This window comes from Sorangium sp. So ce124 (assembly GCF_051525235.1).
GTDB lineage: Bacteria > Myxococcota_A > Polyangia > Polyangiales > Polyangiaceae > Sorangium > Sorangium atrum.
The window spans coordinates 3,475,270-3,499,029 of record NZ_CP150312.1 but is presented as its reverse complement, the minus strand read 5'-3'; the positions used below and the strand labels follow the sequence as shown (position 1 = coordinate 3,499,029).

At 66.7% G+C, this 23,760-nt stretch carries 18 protein-coding genes and 1 pseudogene; 13 read left to right on the top strand and 6 right to left on the bottom strand.

Annotated features, from left to right (window positions below):
• Nucleotides 1-288 precede the first annotated feature (288 nt).
• The 8 genes from WMF19_RS13345 to WMF19_RS13310 all read left to right on the top strand — a co-directional run bounded on the left by WMF19_RS13345 (nt 289) and on the right by WMF19_RS13310 (nt 9,418).
• On the top strand, nt 289-1,080 hold the full coding sequence (locus tag WMF19_RS13345; protein ID WP_437901804.1) for a hypothetical protein: 792 nt from the start codon (nt 289-291) through the stop codon (nt 1,078-1,080).
• Complete coding sequence (locus tag WMF19_RS13340; RefSeq protein ID WP_437899445.1) at nt 1,077-1,730, top strand: hypothetical protein; 654 nt, start codon at nt 1,077-1,079, stop codon at nt 1,728-1,730. Before WMF19_RS13345 ends, WMF19_RS13340 begins: the two co-directional genes overlap by 4 nt.
• Complete coding sequence (locus WMF19_RS13335) at nt 1,727-5,122, top strand: UvrD-helicase domain-containing protein (RefSeq protein ID WP_437899444.1); 3,396 nt, start codon at nt 1,727-1,729, stop codon at nt 5,120-5,122. Before WMF19_RS13340 ends, WMF19_RS13335 begins: the two co-directional genes overlap by 4 nt.
• Before the next feature lie 431 nt (nt 5,123-5,553).
• Nucleotides 5,554-5,727, top strand: coding sequence for a hypothetical protein (locus tag WMF19_RS13330; RefSeq protein ID WP_437899443.1), 174 nt, complete (start codon nt 5,554-5,556; stop codon nt 5,725-5,727).
• Nucleotides 5,728-6,115: 388 nt separating this feature from the next.
• Complete coding sequence (locus WMF19_RS13325) at nt 6,116-6,469, top strand: DUF3892 domain-containing protein (RefSeq protein ID WP_437899441.1); 354 nt, start codon at nt 6,116-6,118, stop codon at nt 6,467-6,469.
• A 19-nt stretch (nt 6,470-6,488) separates the two neighbouring features.
• Complete coding sequence (locus WMF19_RS13320; protein WP_437795472.1) at nt 6,489-6,719, top strand: DUF2188 domain-containing protein; 231 nt, start codon at nt 6,489-6,491, stop codon at nt 6,717-6,719.
• Between the two features lie 644 nt (nt 6,720-7,363).
• Entirely contained in the window at nt 7,364-7,963 is a 600-nt protein-coding gene (locus WMF19_RS13315; protein ID WP_437899440.1) for a Pycsar system effector family protein, read from the top strand.
• A gap of 141 nt (nt 7,964-8,104) precedes the next feature.
• Nucleotides 8,105-9,418, top strand: coding sequence for a nucleotide-binding domain-containing protein (locus tag WMF19_RS13310; RefSeq protein WP_437899439.1), 1,314 nt, complete (start codon nt 8,105-8,107; stop codon nt 9,416-9,418).
• 1,171 nt (nt 9,419-10,589) lie between these two features.
• Here the strand turns inward: WMF19_RS13310 and WMF19_RS13305 are convergent.
• The 3 genes from WMF19_RS13305 to WMF19_RS13295 all read right to left on the bottom strand — a co-directional run bounded on the left by WMF19_RS13305 (nt 10,590) and on the right by WMF19_RS13295 (nt 12,724).
• Nucleotides 10,590-11,627, bottom strand: coding sequence for an IS3 family transposase (locus WMF19_RS13305; RefSeq protein ID WP_437894351.1), 1,038 nt, complete (start codon nt 11,625-11,627; stop codon nt 10,590-10,592).
• The gene (locus WMF19_RS13300) at nt 11,624-12,115 is read right to left on the bottom strand and encodes a hypothetical protein (protein ID WP_437894350.1); all 492 of its coding nucleotides are present in this window, start codon (nt 12,113-12,115) and stop codon (nt 11,624-11,626) included. Before WMF19_RS13300 ends, WMF19_RS13305 begins: the two co-directional genes overlap by 4 nt.
• A gap of 267 nt (nt 12,116-12,382) precedes the next feature.
• Nucleotides 12,383-12,724 carry a hypothetical protein gene (locus WMF19_RS13295; RefSeq protein ID WP_437899438.1) on the bottom strand — a complete coding sequence of 114 codons (342 nt, stop codon included), beginning with the start codon at nt 12,722-12,724 and terminating at the stop codon, nt 12,383-12,385.
• 108 nt (nt 12,725-12,832) lie between these two features.
• Here WMF19_RS13295 and WMF19_RS13290 point away from each other — a divergent pair, with 108 nt between their 5' ends.
• The gene (locus WMF19_RS13290; protein WP_437899437.1) at nt 12,833-14,320 is read left to right on the top strand and encodes a DUF4041 domain-containing protein; all 1,488 of its coding nucleotides are present in this window, start codon (nt 12,833-12,835) and stop codon (nt 14,318-14,320) included.
• 251 nt (nt 14,321-14,571) lie between these two features.
• Here WMF19_RS13290 and WMF19_RS13285 read toward each other — a convergent pair whose 3' ends face one another.
• Both WMF19_RS13285 and ltrA read right to left on the bottom strand, forming a co-directional pair.
• A complete protein-coding gene (locus WMF19_RS13285; protein ID WP_437899436.1) occupies nt 14,572-14,751 on the bottom strand; it encodes a hypothetical protein in 180 nt (59 codons plus the stop codon).
• Nucleotides 14,752-14,867: 116 nt separating this feature from the next.
• Nucleotides 14,868-16,357: pseudogene (gene ltrA, locus WMF19_RS13280) on the bottom strand (group II intron reverse transcriptase/maturase); the annotation flags it as partial.
• 974 nt (nt 16,358-17,331) lie between these two features.
• Here ltrA and WMF19_RS13275 point away from each other — a divergent pair.
• The 4 genes from WMF19_RS13275 to WMF19_RS13260 all read left to right on the top strand — a co-directional run bounded on the left by WMF19_RS13275 (nt 17,332) and on the right by WMF19_RS13260 (nt 22,390).
• On the top strand, nt 17,332-17,988 hold the full coding sequence (locus tag WMF19_RS13275) for a hypothetical protein (RefSeq protein ID WP_437899435.1): 657 nt from the start codon (nt 17,332-17,334) through the stop codon (nt 17,986-17,988).
• A 3-nt stretch (nt 17,989-17,991) separates the two neighbouring features.
• The gene (locus WMF19_RS13270; protein ID WP_437899433.1) at nt 17,992-18,696 is read left to right on the top strand and encodes an iron-containing redox enzyme family protein; all 705 of its coding nucleotides are present in this window, start codon (nt 17,992-17,994) and stop codon (nt 18,694-18,696) included.
• 274 nt (nt 18,697-18,970) lie between these two features.
• Nucleotides 18,971-20,203: a UbiA family prenyltransferase gene (locus WMF19_RS13265; protein WP_437899431.1), complete on the top strand. Its 1,233-nt coding sequence runs from the start codon at nt 18,971-18,973 to the stop codon at nt 20,201-20,203.
• Between the two features lie 24 nt (nt 20,204-20,227).
• Nucleotides 20,228-22,390, top strand: a complete 2,163-nt coding sequence (locus WMF19_RS13260; RefSeq protein WP_437899430.1) for an FAD-dependent oxidoreductase — start codon at nt 20,228-20,230, stop codon at nt 22,388-22,390.
• A gap of 383 nt (nt 22,391-22,773) precedes the next feature.
• Here the strand turns inward: WMF19_RS13260 and WMF19_RS13255 are convergent, their stop codons facing one another.
• A complete protein-coding gene (locus WMF19_RS13255; protein WP_437899429.1) occupies nt 22,774-23,268 on the bottom strand; it encodes a hypothetical protein in 495 nt (164 codons plus the stop codon).
• Nucleotides 23,269-23,760 lie beyond the last annotated feature (492 nt).

Here is a 23,760-nt window from a genome sequence, read left to right as displayed (position 1 = left end):
AGCAGACCCTCCGCACCGCTGGGCAGCGGACCGTGGTGGGCGTGCTCGACGCGATGGACAGGGCCCTCCACCAGGTGACGCCGAAGGACGCCGAAGGCTGGTTCCGCCATGCGGGCTACCTCGACCGACCCCCTCGTCCCAGACCGCAGCGCAGGGGCACGCCTCGGAGGCGTGCGCCGCGGATTCGCACGCCTCGCAAGCGTCGCGCTCGGGATCCGCCACGCCCCGCCCGAGGGGCGCGGTCTGTACCAAAGCCAATCGCGAACCGCTCTAGGAGGGCTTCCCGCCTTGACGAAACTTCAGCAACCAGATGTGGGGGACGCCCCTGCCGTGCGGCCGCTCACCCGGTGCAACGCCGAGGGACGGCTGTACCAGCGCTCCCCAGCGGTCCAGCGCGAGATCGAGACCGTGCTGGGCCTTGAGTCCGACGAGTTGCTCGCTTCGACCGACGGCCTAAGCGATGAGACGCTGGTGTACCTGATCCGCGAACGACGGCGCGTGCGGGACTGGTCGGTCGCGACGAAGCTGTCGAACGTGCTCGTTGAGCGCTGCAGGGGAGTGCTCCTCAGCACCCTGGGCTCGTTGCCGCAGGACGTGCGCGACGAGGCGATTCGCACGGTGCTCGAGCAGCTCTCGGCGCGCATCTTCGCGCTCGACGACGACCGTGGCGATTTCTACCAGGTCCGCTTCGGCCTCGCGCTTAAGCGCCTTGGTACGTCTGCGTTCAGGCAGTGCGTCCTCACGATCGAGCGGCATCGGCGCGCGGAGCACGACGCCGAGACGGAGCACGACGCCGAGCCTGAGTGGGCGAATTCACGGAACGCGTCGTTCGACCCACGTCAGTGGCCCGAGGATGCCGTGCACTTTTTCAAGGATGCGCAGAACGGGCTACAAGCGATCGGGAATGACGACCATCGCATGGCGTTCGCTCTTCATGCGATGCGCGATATGCCGATCGAGAGCGACGACCCTGAGACGGCGACCATCAGTCGATTCTTCGGGGTGTCGCCGCGCACCATCAGGAACTGGCTGGACCAGGCCGAGGCGGATCTCGCTCGGTGGCGGAGAGGAAAGTCATGAGCAAGGCCAATGAGCGACCGGCGCTCGAGGACGTGCTCGACACGTATCTCGTGGCTGTGGAGGAACCCGACCTGGACTCGGCTCGGGAGTGGGGTCGGCGTTTTCCAGAGCACGCCGAGGCCATCCGTGACTTTGTCACGAGCTGGAGGCTCGCGGCGAGGCTCCCCGCCAACCCGAGCGCAGCTCCGATCGACACCGCGACGTTCGTACAACGAGGTATGACGGTTGTCGCAGGCGTGCTCCGCGGCGAGCAGGAGAAGGACTTGGCGGCCGTCACCCGGGCACCGATCGAAAGTCTACTCGCCGAGGCGAAAGCGCGGGGCATCTCGACAGCCGACCTCGCGGCCAAGCTCGGCGTGAGCGTCACGCTGCTCGCAAAGCTGAATCGACGACTACTCGACCACGCGTCGATCCCGCGCGAGTTGATCCAAGCCATCGCGGTGACTCTCGCGCGCTCGGCGGACGCGGTCGCGCTTTACTTCGCGCAGCCGCCAACGTTCGCGGCGGGTGCATTCCATCGGGCGGCGGGGAAGCCAGCCATTGCTGACCGGGAGGACTTCTTCGGCGCAGTCCGCTCAGACCTGGCTCTCACCGACGAACACCGCGCCCGCTGGCTCTCGTTGTCGCCCGGCGGGAAGCCGTTGCCGTGACTGGAGGCTGGGGGGAGATCCGCCGACGGGCTCGCGAGTGGCACGCCAAGGCGCTCACCGCGGCGGAGGGCAACCCATCGGCGGCGGCCCTCATCGCCGCGGCCTCCGCGCTGATGGACGTCCCGTGCTTCGGCGTCCCAAGCTCGGATCCGCTTCTCGACGGCGGAGATGCCGCGCTCGATACCGAGACTGGGGCGATCTGGTTCCGCAACGACATCGACCCTGGCCTCGCACTCTATTACCAGGCCCACGAGTTCGCGCACCTTTGGCTCGATGACCGCCAGGGCGCGTGCGATGCGAGCGATCTTGCCGCAGATGCTGGTGCGAGCGCTCCGGCCGTCGGCGTGCATCGCGTCGAGGGCTACGGGCCGCGCGAGCGGCGCGAGCGACGCGCGAACGTCTTCGCGGGTGAGTTTCTGCTCCCGGCGCCGTTCCTTCGGCGATGGTTCAAGGGGGGCGAGGACGCCCGCGTGATCGCGCGGCGAATGGGCCTGCCCGAGGGGCTGGTGCTTCATCACCTGGCGAGGGCATTGCTGATTCCGGAGGGCTTAGGTCCAACGACACAGGAGGAGACCGAGGCGCGCCCCAACCTGGACCCAAGTCAAAAGCGCGCCGCCTGTGCAGAGCGTGGACCGCTGTTGGTCGACGCCGGTCCCGGCACCGGGAAAACCCGCACTCTCACCGCGCGCATCGAGCACCTCCTCGCGTCGGGCTGCGCCGCTACCTCGATCCTTGCCCTGACTTTCTCGAACCGTGCCGCGGAGGAAATGCGCCAGCGCGTCGCGCGAACCGCGCCGGCGGTGGCCCCGGACATCTGGATGGGGACGTTCCACGCCTTCGGCCTTGAGCTGCTACGCAAGTATGGGCAGCACGTTGGCCTATCACCACACTTTGCGGTGCTGGATCCGACCGACGCCCTCGCGCTGCTCGAGGGGGCCCTCCCGGAGCTGAAACTCGATTATTACCAGAACCTCTACGAACCGACGATCCAGCTGCGAGACATCCTCAGTGCGATCTCGCGGGCCAAGGACGAGCACGTCGGGCCTCAAGCGTATGGTGAGCTCGCCCGCGGGATGGATGCGCGAGCTACGACCGACGAAGAACATGTACAGGCGGCGAAGGCGATGGAGGTGGCACACGTCTACGCGGTCTATGAGGAGCATCTCAGGAGTCGAGGTGCTGTGGACTATGGCGATCTGATTGGCCGGAGCATCGACCTCCTGCGGGAACATACCCACGTCGCGCGCGACGTGCGCGCCCGGTACGAGCACGTGCTCGTCGACGAGTACCAGGACATTAACCGCGCTAGCAGCCTCCTACTGCGCGAGCTTGCCCATGACGGCCGCGGACTTTGGGTCGTCGGCGACTCCCGTCAGGCGATCTACCGCTTCCGCGGGGCGGCCCCCGCAAACATGGCGCTCTTCGCGCGCGATCTCCCAGGTGCGACAACGCTCGCGCTTGAGATAAACTACCGCTCGCAGCCGGCCGTCGTCGCCGCCATATCCGAACTGGCCCCCCGCATGCGTACTTCTCGCAAGCATGCGGCGTTCAGCACGTGGCATTGCAAGCGCGAGGATGCGCGCGGCGCGGTTCGCATGGAGATCGCGACGAACCTCGACGCGGAGTGCGTGGGGATAGCCGCGGAGATCCAACACCAGCATGCATCGGGGGTCCGGTACCGCGACCAGGCCGTATTGTGTCGGTCGCACACGCAACTCGCACGCGTTGCCGCCCGCCTCGAGACGGCTGGCGTGCCGGTCTTTTATCTGGGCAATGTCTTCGAGCGGCCGGAGGTTCGCGACCTGCTCTGCGTCATCGCGCTCGCATGCGAGCCCTCGGGCGCCGCGCTTCACCGCGTCGGCCGGTTCCCCGAGTACGATGTCACACCGAGCGACGTCCAGGCGCTCCTCGCGTTCGCGCGCAACGAGAAGTGCCGGTTTCCGGAGGCGCTACGGCTCGCGGCTCAGGCCGTCGGGCTTTCGGAGGAAGGACGAAGGAAGCTGACGCTCGTGGCGAGCCACCTCGACGGCATCCACTTTGGCACTACGCCATGGAGCCTGCTCTCCGAGTACCTGTTCGTGCGGAGCCGGTATCTCGCATCCGCGCTGGATGGTGGCTCGCTTACGGGGCAGCAGCGGGGGCTCGCGATTTACCAGTTGCTGCAGTTCGCCTATGAGGCAAGGCGCAGGAAGCGGCTTCCAACGGAGGACCCCAAGCGCGCGTTCCTTGAGCACGTGCGGCGGCTCGAGACGTTAGGCGACGAGAAGGCGCTGCGCGAGATCCCCGAGGATGCCGCTCATCTCGATGCTGTGCGGCTCTTAACTGTGCACGCAAGCAAGGGCCTCGAATTCCGCGCGGTGTACTTACCATACCTCGGACAGGGACAGTTCCCCGCACGACGCAGGTCACCCGCCTGCCCACCACCAGACGGGATGTTGGAACACGGCATCGTCGACGTACACGACGAGGAGGAGGAATGCCTGTTCTTCGTCGGCCTATCTCGTGCGCGAGATACCTTGTGCCTCTCTCGCGCGGAGCGCTACGGCGAAGTGAAGAGCAACGCCTCGTCACTGCTGGGGCTCATCACTCCCCATCTGTCGCGACCAGCATCGAGCGCGCCCACATGGACCCTCGCCGCAGTCACGGCGGAGCAGCCCGCCCCACCGGCACCTCCAGCCGGCGAACGCATCGTCCACCGCGCCGAAGACCTCGAAGTCTACATCGCATGTCCGCGCGAGTACTTCTACCGTCACGTCCTCTTGCTCGAAGGGCGCACGAAGTCGGCATACATGCGGTTCCACCAGAGCGTGTTCGATGTGCTCCACTGGCTGCGGCATCGAGGCGAGACGGACGCGCCAACGGATCTCTCCAGCGCGCTGGTGCGTCTGTCCGAAGTCTGGCAGGAGCGCGGTCTAGATGCGCACGTTCACGCGGCCTTCTACCGCGAGCAGGCAGAGCGAATGGTCGCGCAGATGCTGGCAACGGTGTTGAGCGGCGGGATCGCCGCTCCGCCGCGTTCGCAGCAGGTCGAGCTCCAACATGGACGGATCGTGTTCATCCCCGATCACATTGGGCGACTCGCGAGTGGGGAGGAGGAGGTTGTGCGCTTCCGCACCGGCCGCGTGAGCAAACGCGAGGGCGAGAAGCCGGTCTATGCGCTGCTGCGGGTGGGCGAAGGCGCCGGTGGCCCACCATCACGCCGGCGGGTTCGGATCGTCTCCCTGTCTACCGGCGAGTCGATCGAGGCGACAACGGGCGCAGCGGCGAGCACCAAGGCGCTCGCCGCGTACGATGACGCGATGCGCAACATCGCGGCAGGCCACTTCCCGGCGACCGCCGACGAGCGCCGGTGCCCGAACTGCGCCTACTACTTCATCTGTCCCGCGCCGTAGCCCGCGGGGCGAATCGAGACGCCAGCGACGATTTCGTTTCCGACTCTGGCACGTCGGCTCGATTGGTCCTGCGAGACGACGGGACACCGACAAGGAAGGGGGCGACGAGCCTCTTCTAGAGGCGTCCCGCGCCGATGCAGCGCATCCACTACGGGGAGAAATTTTCGCAACAGGCGCAGCGGCGAGCTCCAAGGCGCTCGCCGCGTACGATGAGGCGATGCGCGACATCGCGGCAGGCCACTTCCCGGTGACCGCCGACGAGCGCCGGTGCCCGAACTGCGCCTACCCGCGCCGTAGCCCGCTGGGCGAATTGAGACGCCAGCGTCGATTTCGTTTCCGACTCTGGCACGCCGGCTCGATTGGTCCTGCGAGACGACGGGACATCGACAAGGAAGGGTGCGACGAGCCTCTTCTGGAAGCGTCCCGCGCCAATGCAACACGTCCACCGTGAGGAGAAATTTCTGCGCCGGGCGCAGTGGCGAGCTAAGGCGCTCGCCGCGTACGATGAGGCGATGCGCGACATCGCGGCAGGCCACTTCCCGGCGACCGCCGACGAGCGCCGGTGCCCGAACTGCGCCTGCTACTCGATCTGCCCCGCGCCGTAGCCCGCGGGGCGAATCGAGACGCCAGCGACGATTTCGTTTCCGACTCTGGCACGTCGGCTCGATTGGTCCTGCGAGACGACGGGACACCGACAAGGAAGGGGGCGACGAGCCTCTTCTGGAGGAGGCGTCCCGCGCCGATGCAGCGCATCCACTGCGAGGGAAAATTTCTGCAACGGGCGCAGCGGCGAGCTCCAAGGCGCTCGCCGCGTACGATGAGGCGATGCGCGACATCGCGGCAGGCCACTTCCCGGCGACCGCCGACGAGCGCCGGTGCCCGAACTGCGCCTACTACTCGATCTGCCCCGCGCCGTAGCCCGCTGGGCGAATCGAGACGCCAGCGTCGATTTCCTTTCCGACTCTGGTACGCCGACTCGATTGGTCCTGTGAGATGACGGGACACCGACAAGAAAGGGTGCGACGAGCCTCTTCTGGAGGCGTCCCGCGCCGATGCAACACGTCCACTTCGACGAGAAATTTGATAGCTGCGCGAAGGTTCGTTGCGACCGGGAAGAGCAGAGATGGCGAAATTACGAAACTCTTCAACGCAGGAGAGCTGTGGTTGCCCCGGTCAAAGGCGGACGTTATCGCCGACATCGAGAACAAGGTCCACATGTACTACGTGCTCTGGCCGGGAGACGGGCGGACCGCAGTCCGCCTGGAGAACGGTTCGCCGGGCAAGTACCTGCGGACCGATCGCGACAGCACGACGCGTAGCAATCTCCTCGATCTGCCGGACTGTTGACGTAATCGGAGGCATCAATATGGCGAAGAAGAATGTTCATACGACGCCTAATCCGCAGGGAGAGGGCTGGGTCAACCAGGTCGGTGGTGAGGTTGTCAGCCGACATCATCGGAAGGAGACCGCTGTGCAGCGCGGTAAGGAAATCGCTCAGGACAATCATTCCGAGCACGTCATCCACCGGAAGGACGGCACGATCGGCGAGAAGAACAGCTACGGCAACGACCCGAACCCGCCCAAGGACAAGAGGTAGGCAGATGCAGCCGCAACGCCCTGGCATCGTGCCGCCCCGACCCGCGATCCCCGTGAAAACTCCGCAGCGGCTGCCGCCCGAGATTCCCCACCGGCATATGCCCCCCGAGGTTCCTCTCCGGCCCACCCGCGGATGCCCGTTGCCTCCGGCCTCGTGATGGAACTCGCCTACTATGACTGCGGACTGTCCACCCTGACCTGGCGGACCGGGGCATGATGGCGGCTGGGCGACACCGGGGAGGCGTGATGCCTCGCTGCAGGCATCCCTCGTGGCAGGCAGGGTTTCCGGGCACCTACGCACAGCCGCAACGGAACGACCCAGGAGTCGCTCGCCGGGAGCGTAGCCGACCGGGCACCTTCCCTGCCGGAGGCACGGGAGGTAGTGGCAACGGAAGGCATACCCCTCCTGAGGCGGGATGGGATCTCCGCTGGCCTCGCAGAGGGTGGTGGCCATAGCGGTATCTGACGGGGCGATGAGGCACGCGAGCGCTATCGCGGCACGCCCGCGCGAAAGATCGTCGAGGGCTCGCTCGCGCCTTCGTCTGGCGTGGAGCCCGCACACGCCTGCGCTGGTCACCTCGACAAGGCGGGGTAGCCGTCGGCTAAGGTATCTTCCCACAGGGCGCTTGAACTGTCAGAGAAACTATGAGTGAAAACAACATACGCGTGGCGGATTTTTCCAGCAAAACCAACGCCTATCTCACTGAATATATCAAGTTTGCAGACGCAAAGGCCGGGGCAATTCTGGTATTCATGACCCTCGTAGGAGCCGTGGTATCCGCAACTTCGGAACGCATGCTTTCAACCGCGTACACAGCTGCCTGGGGCGCATTTGTGCTGGGCGCGATTGCCGCAGGGACCATCCTAGTTTCTGTAACGATGACGCTGTGGCACACAGTTGCAGCATTGTTGCCTAGAACGAGCAACGCGAATCAATCGCTTCATTCGTTTCCTGACATCGTCAAGATGCAACCTGAATATTATGCGAGCTCAGTACTCGCACTCACGCCGGAATCCATTGCAAAAAACTACTCCTTTCACAACCACGCTCTCGCCAAAATCGCGATGGCCAAGTATGAATCCGTTGAGCGAGCGATGCGCGCGTTGCGCGTCGCCCTTCTGGCCGCGTTCGTGGTGGCACTTCTTTTTGCAGTGGCGAGCGCAAAATCAGCTTCCGCCAAGGCGGCGGTCGACACAAGCAAGGCACAATTCGGCATTAGCATGAAGCCGGTCCCAAACCCATGACGACATGGCGATAGCTTGAGATCGAATGCGGAGCCACAAAGCTTGATCAACAAATGTTTTGAACACATCCCGCGCGATGCGCTCCGAATACACCAGGTGAGTGACGGAGCTAACTCGACGCATCTCTGGCATGGGTGAGGAATGACTATCCTGAAGGCCGTCAACAAGGCTTACGACCGCTACTACGGCGAAAACGATAGCCACGTGGTCCTCAAGACTGCGCGTGCGAGAAATGGCTTCGGGTCGGCGCCCGGAGTGATTCTCGACGAATCTAAAGATGGCTTCGGTGTGCTCGCGCGTCATTATGAGATTCAAGAGGCACTGCGCCCCCTGTTCGGCAAGGGCTCCCCCGTTGAGCCAAGCATCGGGGATCACCCTGACTTCGAGCATCTCAGGGCGCCCCGCACGACCGAATATTCGCCAATTACGACGCTGTTCATGGACATGGAGGGGTCTACACGACTAGGCCTGATCTACGATCCAGAGAAGGTGTTTCGAATCAAGAACGCAGTGATCCGTGCCGCCATCGACATCATCAAGTCTTTTGATGGTCACGTGCATCGGATCATGGGCGATGCGGTAATGGCGTACTTTGGTAGCAGGGGGCAGTCTGTTGAGAATGGCGCCATCGACGCCCTTAACTGCGCAGCTACATTGCGCGCGCTTTTCGTCCACCTTGTGGATTCTCAGTTGCCAGAGATGGCGAACGATCAACTCGGCATTCGCGTCGGTGTGGACTACGGTCCTAAAGAGAAGGTGCTGTGGGGCCCATATGGCTATCCGGGCATGGAAGAGGTTACGGCAACCTCGTTCCACGTGGACGTCGCCTCGAAGCTACAGCACGCCGCGGGGCGAAACCAGATTATGATTGGGCACTCGCTGCGGAGTCTGCTGGATGTGCCCGATCTCCTGCTGGAGAAGAAGACCGTCGTTAAGAACGGTGAGACGCGAGAGGAGCCCTACGTTCTGCCGAACTACCTCGGCGCAGATGGCATGCCTGTCAATTATCGGAAGTACCTGCTAAAATGGGAGGCCTATCTTGCCACTACAAAGCTTGCGAGCGCAGCGCCGACCTTGGTGGGTCTGAGCGGGGAGCAGCTTCGAGTCAACATAGGTGTCGTTGACGTGCATTCGGACGCATCTATCTCTCAGACGTACCAGCCGTCCGCCCGCATGCTGCCGAAAAGAAAGCAATTGATGTTCGACGTCCAAATTCCATGCCAGCTCCGCCTCCCGATCGCTATCGACTTTCGTGTAGAAAACCATGGTACCGAGGCTGGTAGGGTTGAAAACAACGGCGATCACTCGGACCGACAAGAGAAGACGAGGAACGGCGACCTCAGGTGTGTCCATTGGGAGAGCACGCTCTATCGGGGACTCCACTACTTGAACATCATGGTCAGCTCTCAGGGCAAGCGGGTCCTCGCGAGTCGCTTGGGAATCTGGGTCGAATAGGTGGCTTCGGGGTGTGGACCACCAGCGAAGCTAGGCACCGAGATGCCCCCACGGGGCGCGCAGACGGCGACGAGTTCGCCTTGACTGTGCTCACGGTAGGCCACCTGAACCCGCTCGCCACATTATGGATGCCACCGATAGTGCACCTCGCGACGCAGGTCGACATGGGCAGAGTGATCGGGTCTTCGCACTCGGTCGAAATGACTGGATTTTGTGGGCAGCGACGACGGGGCGGAGTGGAACGCCACCGTCGTGTCGCTGATCGTCTCCCGCGCCTTGCACCAGCTCGACCCCTGGGCCTACTCGCGCGACGTGCTGAGCCTGCTGCCGAACTGGCCGCGCGATCGGGTCTCGAGATCGCTCCGAAGTCCTGGACGCAGACCCTCGAGAACACCGATGCCCTGCCGCGGCTCGCTGCCAGCCCGTGGACGGCGCGGGACACGCCGGCCGCGTGGGCGCTTCGAAGCCTCCTCTGCACTACGGGTAGCGTTCGGCGACGCCGCGCTGGGCGTAGGCGCCGCTCGCCGGCGTTGCCGCGGCGGCGCGGCCTCTGCGCCATCGATCGCCGCAGACCCGCACGACTTGCCAGGGCGCCGTCTCCGCACGCCAGCGTCACTGGCCTCACGCTTTTTGACGCTCAGGCTGATTGATGGCGTCGCGTGCCCGCTGGCTGATGGCCATCACCGGTCTGCGCGGGCGAGGTCGAGGAGGGCGATGGCCATCACCGGTCTGCGCGGGTAGCCCCCACAGAGCGATGGACATCTCCGGCGCGCGGGGCCATCAACACGTGATGGCCATCGCGTCGGATGAGCCGCAGGCGCCGACAGCACGATGGCGGCCGGCGCCCGCCACGGTCGCGGTAGGACGGCCCTTCGTCGCCATGCTGGCCGACTCGGGCCGCGGGGGGTTCACGCTGGCGCCGGCGTAGGGCGTCGTGCGTGCTGGCGCCACATGGCATGGCCCTGATGTCGTGAGGAGTGTTGAGGGATGCTCCCGCGATCGACAAAGATGAGCCGCCATCAGATTCGTGCCCGGATGCGCGACACGACGGTCGCGTACGCTGGAAGCGCGGCGTACTGCCGTCCGCAGGAGGAGCATCGTGGAGCTCGCTCTCATCGTCCTTTTCGTGGTTTCCGGTGACCGTCAAGGTAGTTGTCGCATCGGCCTCCACTCACGCTGTGAGCGCCTCCTTGTTTGAAAGTCCCCTGAGCTCGTCGGGTTTGCGCGGCCCCAGGCGGACAGCGCCAACCGGCGTCCAGTTGCGCGTCTCGCCCGACCAGCGCTCGGGGTGGCGCCGCCGGGCTCGCTCGTAGACGCGCGCGCGGGCCGCGAGCAGGGCAGCGTCACGCCCGCGATGGCGGTCGTCGGGGGTGACGAAGCGCAGCGCGCTGTGGCGATGGGTGCCGTTATACCAGGTCACGAAGGCGCCGACCCAGGCGCGCGCCTGCGCGAGCGAGTCGAAGGGGGCGGGATAGTCCGGCCGGTACTTCACGGTGCGGAACAGCGCCTCGGAGAAGGCGTTGTCGGCGCTGACGCCGGGACGGCTGAAGGAAGCGCGCACGCCGAGCTGGTCCAGCGTGGCGAGCAGGGTCGAGCCGCGCATGGGGCCACCGTTGTCGGAGCGGAACACCAGGCCCTTGGGGTCGAGCTGACTGGCGGCGCAGGTGGCACGGAAGAGCGCGGCCGCGTGCTCGCCCGACTCTTCTTCGTGCACCGCCCAGCCCATGATGCGCCGGCTGTAGATGTCGACGATGAGGTACAGGAAGTAGAAGCGGCCGCGGACGGTGGTCTTGAGGTAGCTGATGTCCCAGCTCCACAGCTGGTTGGGGCCGGTCGCGATGTGCTCCTCCACCTCGGTGCGCACCGGTGCCTTGGCACGGCCGCGGTGCGTCAGTTGCCCCTCATGGCGCAGGATGCGCAACACGGTCGACTCAGAGCCGATGTAGCGGCCCTCGTCGGCCAGGCGCGGCACGATCTGGCTGGGCGACAAGTCGCGGAACCGGGGCGCATTGACCGTGGCGAGGAGGACCTTGCGCTCGTGGTCGCTGAGCTGGTTGCGCGGCCTGCTCTTGGGCCCCAGCCGCCGGTCGTCACCGGTGTCTTGCTCGCGCCAGCGCTGCAGGGTGCGAGCGCTGAGCCCGAGCAGCGCGGCGGCCTGGGTCTCGGGCGCCCCTTGGGCGACGGCGTCGCTGACCATGCCGAGGATCACTTCTCGCTCCTGTCGTCGGTGCCGTCTTCCCCGTCCCCCCAGAGCGATTCGGCTTTTTTTGCGAGCACCAACAGCGCCGCCGTCTCGGCCAAGGCGCGGTCCTTGCGGCCCAGCTCCTTTTCCAGCTCGCGGATGCGACGCTGGTCGGCGGGCCTGGGCCCGCCGCCCTGCGCAGGGCGAGCGCCGAGCGCCTGGAGCATGGCGGCGCGCCAGACCTCCAGCTCGCTGTCGTGCACGCCCTGGCGTCGCAGGAAGGCGCCCCGCTCGTCGGGCGCGAGCTGCTCGGCAGCGAGCACCAGGCGCATCTTGTCTTCGGCTGTCTTCGGCTGGCCGCTGGGAACCGGTGGCTCCGGCGCCTTGGTCTTGGTGGTCATCGCGGCACGATGGGCCTCGCGCAGCCACTTCGACAGGGTCGGCTGCGTGACGCCGATCTGCTTGGCCAGCTGCGTGGCGGTCAGGGCGCCGGGCCCGACCATCCGCTGAACCATCTTCTCTCGAAAAGACTTCGAATACGGCGGTCTCAAGCGAGTTCTCCAACCTCGCCCTGGTCACGATCTCCCGAGCACCTCGGGCCGGACTGCCGGCCTGAGGAGGCGACATCTTCCCTGACGTATAGGGTTTCACTCGCGATCGCGGCGTTCTTCGCGTTCAAGGAGCACAAGACCAGCGTCTCGCTCCGGCAAGCGGAGGGCTCGCTCCGGCAAGCGGAGGGCTCGCTCCGGCAAACGGAGGACTCGCTCCGGCAAATGGAGAGCTCACGCCAGCAGGTAAGCAGCGAGCTCAAGCGGGCGCTCGATACGAACGGAGGTCTTTGCCAGCACGTCGCGAGCCTGCAGGAGCAACTTCAGCGTCTGGGCCGCTATCAGACGATCGTCGACGCCGAAGCCGCCGCCGCCGGAGTACGAGCGCAAACCGAGACGTGGGCAGCGCAGCTCAGGGCGCACGCAGAGGCCGCTGCGGCGGAGCTCGCCAGCGGCGCTCGACGGGAGGCCGATCGCCTCCTCGCCGACGCGCGCACCACGGACGCCCAAGCGCTCGCCGCGGCCAACGCGTTGAAGGCGCAGACCGAGACGTGGGCAGCGCAGCTCAGGGCGCACGCGGAGGCCACTGCGGCGGAGCTCGCCAGCGGCGCTCGACGGGAGGCCGATCGCCTCCTCGCCGACGCGCGCACCACGGACGCCCAAGCGCTCGCCGCGGCCAACGCGTTGAAGGCGCAAACCGAGACGTGGGCAGCGCAGCTCAGGGCGCACGCGGAGGCCGCTGCGGCGGAGCTCGCCAGCGGCGCTCGACGGGAGGCTGAGCACCTCCTCGCCGACGCGCGCGCGACGCACGCGCAGGCGCACGCCGCGGCCGACGCCCTGAAGGCGCAGGGCGCGGCAGAGGCGCAGGCCGCCCAGGCGGCGGCGCGCGCCTCGGTTCAAGCGACGCTGGGCCAGGCTTCTGCCGACGCGGCGCGTATCGTTGACAACGCGAACCGGCGCGCCGAGGAGATCGCCGGCGCTGCGCTTACCGCACAACGGGAAGCGAAGCGCCTGGAGCAGACCGCGCAGGCGATGAAGAACGTGATCGAGGGCTACGGCGATCGCTACGTCATGCCGACGGCGGGTCTCCTGGACGAGCTCGCCGAGGAGTTCGGTTTCGCCGAGGCAGGACAGCGCCTCAAGGCGGCGCGCGGCAAGTGCCGCGACATGATCAGTCACGGCGCGGCGGCGACGTGCGAGTACGCGGAGGCGAACCGGCGCACGACGGCCATCGCCTTCGTGCTCGATGCGTTCAATGGCAAGGTCGACACGATTCTCGCCGATGTTCGGCACGACAACTTTGGGACCTTGCAGCAAAAGATCCGAGATGCGTTCATGCTGGTGAACCAGAACGGGCGCGCCTTCCGCGAGGCGCGGATCCTGCCCGAGTACCTCGACGCCCGGCTCGAGGAGCTCCGATGGGCCGTGATCGCGCAGGAGCTAAAGCTGAAGGAGCGCGAGGAGCAGCGGCAGATCAAGGAGCGAATCCGGGAGGAAGAGCGAGCCCAGCGCGAGTTTGAGAGGGCGAAGAAGGAGGCCGAGAAGGAGGAGGAAACGCTTAGGAAGGCGATGGAAAAGGCACGTCGTGACGTGGAGAAGGCGAACGGCGAAGAGCGCGCCAAGTACGAGCAGAAGCTCCTCGAACTCTCCGAGCGGCTCCGCGCGGCGGAGGAGAAAAACCAGCGCGCCGTCTCGATGGCGCAGCAGACGAAGGCCGGGCACGTCTACATCATCTCGAACGTCGGTTCGTTCGGAGAGCACGTCTACAAGATCGGGATGACGCGGCGGCTCGAGCCCCTGGACCGAGTCCGTGAGCTGGGCGATGCGAGCGTGCCGTTCGAGTTCGACGTGCATGCGATGATCTCTAGCCAGGATGCTCCAGCCCTCGAACGGGCGATCCATCAGCGTTTTGTCCGCAACCAGGTGAACAAGGTGAACCCCCGCAAGGAGTTCTTCCGTGTGCCGCTCCACGACATCCGCCAGGAGATCGGGCAGATGTCGCTGGAGGTAACGTGGACGCTAGCGGCAGAAGCGCGGGAGTTCCGAGAGACGCAGGCGATTGAGCGTGCGATGGCGAATAAAACCTTCGACGAAGCCGCCTGGCTGGAGGCGCAAGCGAAGGCGGAAGCCTCGCCGGCGTTCGAGCGCGATCTCGCAGAGGCCACCGCCTGACACCGACGCGTGTCAGGGCCAGCGGCGTCGTCAGGCATCATCGCGGCGAAAGGTTGATCGCCCGCGCATGCCTTCGTGCTTGCCCCCCGGCACAGGCCTACTGCTTGCCGACAACGCGTTGCCGGAGACCTCCGGGGCGCTTCGGCACGCAACCACTGCGCGCGGGCGATCTCAGCAGAGCCCTGGCGAGCGGCAAGGCTCCGACAGCGAGTCGACGCGAGCGGCGGGCTCGACGTTCGGCCCAGGCCTGCTCACCCCTCCGGTGCCACCGGCAGCCCGAGCAGCCGACCGATCGCCTCGTGAACGACCCGGGCCCACACCTCATCCCCGAGGGTGACGGCGCGGCTCAGGGTGCTGGCGAGCGAGGCGACCACCGCCGCCCGAGGCGACGGATTGGTCGCGGCGAGCCCCCAAGCCGGGGCTTGGCCCATGGGCCCGGGTTGGGCCCATGCCTCCGGGGGGGGCGATCCGTCGATTGCGGTAGGGACGGCCCTTCACCTTGTGGGCTCGGGCCGCCCCCCGCGCGGATCCCAGCGAGCGGCACTACCGCACTGGGCTCTTGCCTCGGGTTCTGACGCGGAAGCGCTCGTCCGGCCAGGGATGCAGAATGCGTACAGGGGGGATCCAGCGCTGACCGAGTCGCTGCATTCGTGCCCAGGTGGTGCGGTCACGCTGACTTCGGCGGCGGAGCGCGCGATGCCAGTGACGGGTCACCTGGGTACGGAACCACTGCAACGATTGCCCGTTGGACGGAACGGCGTAATACAAGAAATGTCCTTGCACTACACTTCGCAGCCATTTCCCCTGCTCGGGGATGAGGAGATGTCGGCGCCGCTGCAACTCGGCCTTGACCTCGTGCAGCTTCTTCCGCATCCGCTCCCGCATGGTTCGCCGTACGACGAGAAATTTCCCCATCCAAGTCTTTCCGCAAATATGCGTGAAACCCAGGAAGTTGAAGCTCTCCGGCTTTCCCTGACCTTTCTCCTGTCGATTGGACGCCGCGAAGCGTCCAAATTCGAGGATGCGGGTCTTGTCGGGGTGTAACTCCAGCGCGAATTTCCGCAATCTCTCGCGTAGATCTTGCAGGAACCGCTCGGCGTCCGTGCGGTACTGGAATCCAACGACGAAGTCGTCCGCAAAACGCGTGATGATGACGCTCCCGCGCGCATGCCGATTCCTCCATTGCTGGACCCATAGGTCGAGTACATAGTGGAGATAGATGTTCGCCAGCAAGGGTGAAACCGTTGCTCCTTGCGGAGTGCCATCCTCCCCCCTCGTCCACTCCTCACCCTCTATCACTCCTGCGTTCAACCACTTCTGAAGGAGACGCAGCATCCTCTTGTCCGCGATTCGGTGCTCGAGGAATTTCACCATCCACCCGTGATCGATGGCATCGAAACAACCACGGATGTCGGCATCGAGCACCCAGCTCACCTTACATCGACGAATCCCGACGGCGAGAGCATCCAGCGCATGGTGCTGGTTGCGCCGCGGCCGAAATCCGTACGAGAAGCCGAGAAAATCCGCTTCGTAGATGGTATTCAGCACTTCGACGACGGCTCGCTGGACGATCTTGTCCTCCAACGAGGCTATGCCGAGCGGCCGCTGCCGCCCGTCTGCCTTCGGAATGTACACCCTCCGCGACGGTTTTGCTCGATACGCCCCACTGCGCAATCGAGCGTGCAGATCCAGGAGGTTGTCCTCCAGGTTGCCCGCGTATTGCTCCCACGTCACCCCGTCGACTCCGGGTGCCGCATTCCGTTGCAGGGCAATGAATGCGGCTCGTAGTCGGTCGATGGTGAGATGGTGGAAGAGCGCCGTGAACTTCGTTTTCCTGTCCCGTCTTGCGACTTCCCGTACGCGATCCAGCGCACTGGGCACGCTTGTCCGGCGCTGCGTCCGGGGCGTGTTTTGCTGGTTCGCGTTCCCCTTGGCCAGACCCCTTCCCTCCACGGCCTCCGCGTCCGGTTGCCCGGCCTTGTTCGGCAGCTTCGTCGGTACTATGGGCCTGTCTGACCTCCCCTGGCCGTTCATCATCGGCTCACGGCCTTGGCCTTTCCTTTGCGTCCCACCTCGCCATCGAGGGCGGGAGGCCAGGGGATCTCCCGGTTCTCGCACACGGAGAGTCCGCACATGCTCGGGGTCTTCGACCGCGCGGGGTCGCCCAGGAGCTCGCGCTGGCGCTCCTGGTCGTGTGGCCTTCCGCTTGCGTGAACAGCGTCGGCACCCCGATCGAGGGTATTTCGCGGCTCAGTGTCCCTGCCTGCGCGTACCCCTGCCAACGCTTCGCCGACCTCCTCACGGATGCCTGCGCATGACTCGGGGCCATCATGGCTCGCTACGCCTTTGATGTAGGTCTCTTGCATACCCATCTCCGTGCCGGTTTATCCCGGCGCACTCACGCCCCCCCGAAATCCCGGTGGATCCGACGGATCGCGACGGTTCGCCCCCGCGGAAGAGTCCCGCCAGAACAACCGTTCGAGGGCGAACGGTCGCCGGAAACAGTAGCGTGGCGATTCGCCCCCGACATCCTTGAACCGACCCAGGTTGCGGCGCGAGGCCGTGCGGCGCGAGGCCAGAGCTCCCGCGCGGCGCGCGAAGCTGCTCACCTGGGCCCTGATGTCACGCGCAGGTCGACGGTGCGCCCGCGGTCCTGCAGGTGCGGCATCCGCCGACCACCTCGATCGGGGCGGCGCCGGGTCGAGCGCGGGTTCGGCTCGCGTCCTGCTGCACGTAAAGGCGGCGTCCTCGGGGAGCGAGCGATAAGAAGGCGGCATGCGATGTCAGCCGCGGCAGGCGCCGCGCATAAGCCTCCATCGAAAGCGAGAGGCGCTCGTGACCATGGGCGTTCCACCATGCTGCCATTCGAGTCCAAGATATCGGACAGGAAATCGATGATGGTACACGCAAGGAAATACGAGAAGCACACCGGAGCTCCAGCGTTCGCGCCGAGCCGGTCCACGTCGCCACGGTCCCGACTCTGGGGCAGCGCGTTGATCGCGGTCGTTGGCTTGTGCTCGGCTTGCGTCGGCCAGGCGGATCTGACTCCGGCCGACCCGGACGCTACGCGCGTCGAGGGGCAGTTCACGCAGGAGGGCGTCTCGCTCTACTACGATGCACAGAAGAGCGAGGAATCCGTGCAGCTGGAGCTCCGCGCGGAGGACGGGCGGGTGCTGGTCAAGGCAGTGCGTTCGGGCGACCGCAGCGTGAGCAGCCTGCTCGAAGGATCGCTCGTCGTGGCTGGCCCTGCGGAGCTGCTCGATGCGCGGCAGTCGCTCTCGGAGGACGAGCTGTCGCGCCTCGCCGAGATCTCCGGGGCGGCCTCGCGCCGGGCGCCCCGTGCCCGGCGGGGTGAGGGCCCCGGTCGCGTGAAGAAAGGCCCCGGGGCTGGCCCCCCGGGCCGACGACCCGGCCCCGCCGTCGGCCGGCCCCCCCCGTGCACCGGCGCACAGGGTCTGGCGAAAATAACCAATCGACCGCCGGGGCCGCGGCAGGCAAGCTCGTCGCACGAGGTCGCCGAGAGCGCCTCGTGGGGCGACAAGGCCGTCGCGCTCGGCGGCCGTGGTGCGCCGTCGTGGGCTCGGCCCGCGCGAGGGCGCCCCGGCGCGCGGGGGCACCGCGCGCCGGCCGGGCGGCCTCGGCGCCGCGCTTCGAACGTCACGGAGTGAACCATGGAAATTGCGACGAACATCGAGCCGCGGCCGGGCGCCGTGGTCAGTGAGGTTGAGCAGCGGCTCGGGCATCTGATGATGCGCCACCACCCGTTCTTTCAGCGCGCCGACGCCAAAGACCCTCGGTTCTTGCGCACTATGTTGCAGCTCGGCTTCGAGTTCAGCGAGGTGCTGGGCCGCTACCTCACTCTGCTGGCGCACCGGCTGTGGGACAGCAACAAGCCCGTGGTCAGCATTCTCGTGAGCCAGGTGCACGACGAGCTCGGCCGGGGCAAGTTCACCGACGACGGCCACCCCAACCTGTACCGCGACATGGTCAAGGGGCTCGAGGCTTGGGCCGACGGCGCGGCGATGGAGTTCATGCGCGAGCCGCAGAAGCGGCTGATTCAAGAGCTGAAGCAGTGCCTCGGCTCGGACGACGTCGACCAGAGCCTCGGCGCCTACGTCGGCACCGAGATCATCGCTTCGGACATCATCGTTCATATCAGCCAGGTGATGAGGCGGCTCGGGCTGTCGGAGGGGGCCATGCGCTGGTCGCAGTGCCACGACGTCGTCGAGCTCGAGCACGTCCAGGGCATCTACGAGGTGCCCCGCCACCTGCCTCAAGACCCCGAGCGGCTGCGCCAATTCTGGGGCGCGGCCGAAAAGATGATGCGCGCCATGTGGCGGTACTTCGACGCGCTGAACCGCCTCTCGTTCGCCTGAGGCCTCGGCCGGCGGGGCCGGCGAAGTGCGACGGGCCGCGCACCTGCGCGAGCGACTGCGCGCGCGAGTGCTCTGCGCTCGCGCGGGCGTGACGCCGCTCGCCTCCGCGACCAGGCGAGTCGGGTGCCCTCGCCGCGCCTCGTTCTGACGGGGTAGCCGCCGATGCGCCCCGGCCGCGCGCGCACGGGCATTGCCCTCTCGACCGGCGTCGCGGGGGCGCGACCCCGGCACGCGACTCGATTGCCTCGCGCATGAACTAAGGATCCGGTCCGAAATGACTTTTCAGTTTCGTCAAGTGCAGCATCAACATCGTACTGCACAATATCGGCCACGCGCGACAATCGCGATTGATCGCATCCAGTTGAGTATGAAAATGAAAGGTTATTTTGGACCGGATCCTAACGACCTTGCGAGCAAAACCGGCTTCGACCGTTCGGGTGCGACGACCTCGACCTCGTCGGCGTTCCGAACGACCATTGCACAAAGCCCAGCCCGCCGGCGCGCGCCTGGCAGGACCACCATGCCGACGTCCTCGCTCCATTCGCCGCCTTCCATTACCGTTTCGCGCCCCACGAGCGCCGCGCGCCCGCCCCCTGCCTTTCTCGGGCTGTGGCGCGCGGCGCGTTGGAAGAAAAACCTGCCGCTCACCCTTCTCCTCTTCGGCGGCATGCTGGTCTCGCCCGCGCCCGTCGACGCCGGCGCCGCCGCCGTCGCGCTGCTCACGTTGCTCGCGAGCTCCGCGTTCATGACCCACGTCAACGTCCTCACCGACGCCGAGCTCGACGCGAGCGCCAAGCCCGAGCTCTACCGCTGGCTGTCGGTGAGCCGCACCTTCACCGTCCGCGCCCTGGCGGCCGAGCTCTTGGCGAGCGCGGCCGGTATCGGCTGGCTGCTGGCCCGGGGGCGCGCCTTGGCCGGCCTCGGGCTCGGCGCGTTTCTCGCGCTTACGGTGCTTTACTCCTACAATTACCTGTCACCCGGCACCGCGGCCGCCAGGCGCTTGAAGGCGTACTGGTGGGGGCACCTTCTGACCTGCCTGGTCAGCTACTTCGCCCTCTGGGGCGCGGGCCTTGGCCTGCACACCTCGGGCGACGCGCGCGCGCTGGCCGCGTGGGGCCCGGCCTTCTTCTTCGTCTCGCTGTCCGAGTACGCGGTGTTCCTCTCCGAGAGCGCCGTCGACGCCGCCGAAGAGCGGAGGGCGGGCCTCAAGACGCTCGCCGCGCTGCTCGGGCGCAGGGGCAGCAGCCTCGCCGCGGCCTTGCTCTGGCTCGCCGCCGCGGCGGGGCTCTCGCTCGCCGGCGCCCTCGCCGGCCCCGAGCAGCGCAGGCTCTTGCTCGTCTGCTTCGCGCCCGCCGTTCTCTGGCGGGGTAGCGTCGTCGCGCTGCTCGCGGCGCCGCTCGATCAACACCGAGACCGCGTGCTGCGCTTGGCGGTACCCGACGTGACCTTCTTCGGGAGCCGGCTGCTGACCGTCGTCAGCCTCGTGGTGCTCGACGCCGCCTCGTAGGCGCCAACCTTGCGGGAGAATGACGTGACACTCTTCGAACACGAGAACACGGGCCCCTATGACGTGGCCATCATCGGGGCCGGCCTGGCGGGCCTGGCGGCCGCGCACGCGCTGCGCGACCGGAACATCATCGTCCTCGAGAAAGAGCCGCGCCCGGGGGGCCGCGTCTACACGAAGTCGGCGGGCGAGAGCTTCTACGACCTCGGCGCGGTGTTCGCCTACGACCCCGCGGCGGCGCCGATCGCCCTGCGGACGCCCGCGCTGCACCCCGAGAGCGAGCGCATCGGGCTCTTCGCCCAGGGCAACGTTCACTACGGCACCTCGGTGAGAGAGTGCCTGCGCCAGCTCGACCTGGCGCCGCACGAGCTCGACACGCTCGACGCGTTCGAAACCGACCCCGAGAAGGACGCGAGCACCCTCTTGCCGGGCGCGTACCGGCACCTCAACAGCTTCTTTCGCCTCATTCACCCGGGCGACATGAGAGAGTACCTGCCGCAGCGGCAGCACGACGCCTTCATCAAGTTTCCCACGCGGCACTACGAGACGGCGAACGGCTCGCTCGTCGAGGGGCTGGCGCGGCCGCTCGAGGGCCGGCTCGAGACCGGCGTCGAGGTGCTCTCGCTGACCGAGAAGGGCGGCTCGGTCGAGGTGGTCTTCCGGCGCGGCGAAGAGACCCACACCCTCGCCGCCCGCGCCGTGGTGTGCACGGCGCCGGCGCCGGTGGCGAGGCGGCTCGTCACCACCCTCACCAACGATCGGTGCCGGGTCTTCCTCGATTCGCTCCGGTACGGCGAAGGCACCGTGGTGGTGCTCGGCCTCGAGGGCGCCGACCTCGCCGACTTCAGCTACATCGTCACCCCCGACCTGCCGTTCAACACCGTCATCAAGCATCGGGGGCGAGACGGCAAGCCCGACACCCTCTTCGTGTACTACGTGGGCGAAGCGTCCGAGGCGCTGAGCGGCCTGCCGCACGAAGAGATCGTCCGCCGGACGCTCGAGCACGCCCGCGCGCTGAAGGTCGGCGCGCTCTCCGAGAAGACGCTCCGCTTCGCGGACGTGCACCGCTGGCCCACGGTAGGCCCTCGCATCTCGCCCGCGAGTTACGCCGATTGGACCGACTGGGAGGCCCGCGCCTGCGAACGCATCTTCTTGGCCGGCGACTACGTCTTCGTCGAGCCAGACAACGTTCTGCCCTTTGGCACGACCCAGGCCTTGCAGTCTGGCAAGAGGGCGGCCGAGAGCGTGCGGGCGTACCTCGACGTGCCGGCCGAGGTCGAGGCGTTTCGCTCGCAGACGTTGATCGAGACGACCATCTACCGACTGGCGGGCGAGCGGCCCGCGTTCGTTCAGACCAAGAGCGAGTGCAACATTTCTTACTACGGGCTACTGCTGCAGGCGAACCCGAGCCGGCCGCTCACCGAATATCTGCTGCAAAGCGCGCGCGAATCGCTGTGGGAGTATCAGGTTGGCTTCGGCGTGACGGCCGACGACAGCCTGCTCGTCTTGGAGGGCCTGCTCGCGGCGGGCGTGGGCCGCGACGTACTTCAGCCGAAGCTAGACCGCCTGGTCGAGCTCTTTTACTCTCGGCCGCAAGGCGCGTTTCACAGCCTGTCGGAGCGCCGGGCCGAGATCAAAGGGTGCGCGCAGGGGCTCGCCGACTACTGGCTCGGGCCCTCCGTGTACGTGTCGGCCCACGCCGGCCACCTCTTGCACCGCGTCGCGCCAGAGCGCTACCCGCAAGAAGTCGGCGCCTGCACGCAGTACGTCGCGGGGCTGCAAGAGCCGGAAGGCTACTGGAGCAGCATCTGGTTCTCTTCGAAGTTCGTGACGACGCTGCACGCCGCTAAGCTCTTGGGCATTCACGGCGAGAGGTACCGCCCCCAGCTATGGCGGGCGACCGCCTTCATTCTCGCGACCCAGGGCCACGACGGCAGCTGGGCCGAGACGGTGCTCGAGACCTCGGCGGCGGTGCTCGCGCTCGAAGCCCTGGGCGAAGCGGGCACGGCCGCCCTCCGGAAGGCAAAATCGTGGCTTCGCGCGCGCAAAAAGCCCGACGGCTGGGAGGGCGAGCCCATGCTCTATTACTGGTTCGAGACGGGGCCCGCCGAGAAGATGTTCTTTCACTGCCGAGACAAGGGGGCCGTCACCTCCGCCTGGGCCACTCTCGCGCTGGCGAACCCGGCGTAACGCCGCACGTCACGCGCGGGGGCGCGCGCGACGCCGCGTTCGACGACCCGAGAGCGAGGCGCCCCCGGCCAGCGTGGTGTAGACAACATTACGCAGCCGAGTGAACTCGTTGGATCTGTTGGTTTTTGTAGGCGGATCAGTGGATCCGTACTTAGAGGCTTATGTCAACTGATCCAGTCGAGCCTGGAGGATCTGCATTTTCTTGAAATCCACAAAAGCTTTAGGACTTCCTACCCGCTCAGCTCCTCCAGCCTCGGTTGACAGAACCCCCTGTATGCGATCCCGCTCGCGCGATGACATTCCAGCAACTTCAATAGGTTAGTCGGCGTCGTCGTGACCGACGTTACTACCGTGAGCCACGGTGAGCTCACGCCGAACGCCGGTTACGACGTCGCGAGGCAGCCTTCCGGCGGCGGGGTGCAGATCGCGGTGCGGCCGGGATCGGGGGCAAAGTCCGACGAGGGTGGGGTGCTGGTGTTTTGACGGGCGCCCTCAAGTGGGTGCCGGCGGGCCCTGAGGTCGGGCTTGGCCGTGAAACGGAATGGCATGCTGCCTGGCGCGTCCAGCCTGATCTCCGCCCGCACGCCTGGCGTCGCCAGGATATGAGGCGTGATGAGCACGCCCACGTCCGGCTCGCGCAAGAGCTCTTGAATCGACGCGCTCCGCAGATCACGCGGAGGCTGGGCGGGAACCTCGAGGATTAGGACCTCGATGAAGACGTTCGGTACGCCGGCAGCCCTATACGTCAGGGAAGTTGTCGCCTCCGGTGCCACCGGCAGCCCGAGCAGCCGGCCGATCGCCTCGTAGACGACGCGGGCCGCCTTCTCATCCCCCATGGCGACGGCGCGGCTCAGGGTGCTGGCGAGCGAGGCGACCACGGCGGCTCGAGGCGACGGATCGACCGTCGCGATCTCCGCGGGCCCAGGGCTTGGCGGTCGGGCCCGGGTTGGGCCCGTGCCTCCCGAGGGGGTGCGATCCGCCGTCTCGCTCTCCCAAAACCCCGGACCATCCGACGGATCGCACCGGTTCGCCCCCGCGGAAGAGTCCCGCCAGAAACACCGGTGGATGGCGAGCGGTTGCTGGAAACAGTAGCGATTCTCATGGCTTCCGCCTGTTTCGCCGCCGAGGGCGGCTCTGGTGTGGCCCAACGGGGCGCCCTCCGCCGTCGCGTCACCCGCGGTTAAGGGCCCGCGGCATCACCGATCGGGGTCGGCGCCTGGCCTGGCGGCGCAGCGCCGCGGGATTCTCCTTCGCTCGCCGCCCTGTTGTCGGGCCCCTCGATGCGCTGCCGCCTGTTTCGGGATCGTGCCTGAGTGCCCGCACTCTGCCAGCCCAACGTTGAATTGACCTGCGGCGCGAAGCGCCGTCAG

Coding starts and splice junctions, on each gene's coding strand:
- WMF19_RS13340 (WP_437899445.1), top strand. CDS start 1,077: ATGAGCAAGGCCAATGAGCGACCGGCGCTCGAGGACGTGCTCGACACG.
- WMF19_RS13330 (WP_437899443.1), top strand. CDS start 5,554: ATGCAACACGTCCACCGTGAGGAGAAATTTCTGCGCCGGGCGCAGTGG.
- WMF19_RS13325 (WP_437899441.1), top strand. CDS start 6,116: ATGACGGGACACCGACAAGAAAGGGTGCGACGAGCCTCTTCTGGAGGC.
- WMF19_RS13320 (WP_437795472.1), top strand. CDS start 6,489: ATGGCGAAGAAGAATGTTCATACGACGCCTAATCCGCAGGGAGAGGGC.
- WMF19_RS13315 (WP_437899440.1), top strand. CDS start 7,364: ATGAGTGAAAACAACATACGCGTGGCGGATTTTTCCAGCAAAACCAAC.
- WMF19_RS13310 (WP_437899439.1), top strand. CDS start 8,105: ATGACTATCCTGAAGGCCGTCAACAAGGCTTACGACCGCTACTACGGC.
- WMF19_RS13300 (WP_437894350.1), bottom strand. CDS start 12,115: ATGGTTCAGCGGATGGTCGGGCCCGGCGCCCTGACCGCCACGCAGCTG.
- WMF19_RS13285 (WP_437899436.1), bottom strand. CDS start 14,751: ATGGGCCAAGCCCCGGCTTGGGGGCTCGCCGCGACCAATCCGTCGCCT.
- WMF19_RS13270 (WP_437899433.1), top strand. CDS start 17,992: ATGGAAATTGCGACGAACATCGAGCCGCGGCCGGGCGCCGTGGTCAGT.
- WMF19_RS13265 (WP_437899431.1), top strand. CDS start 18,971: ATGACTTTTCAGTTTCGTCAAGTGCAGCATCAACATCGTACTGCACAA.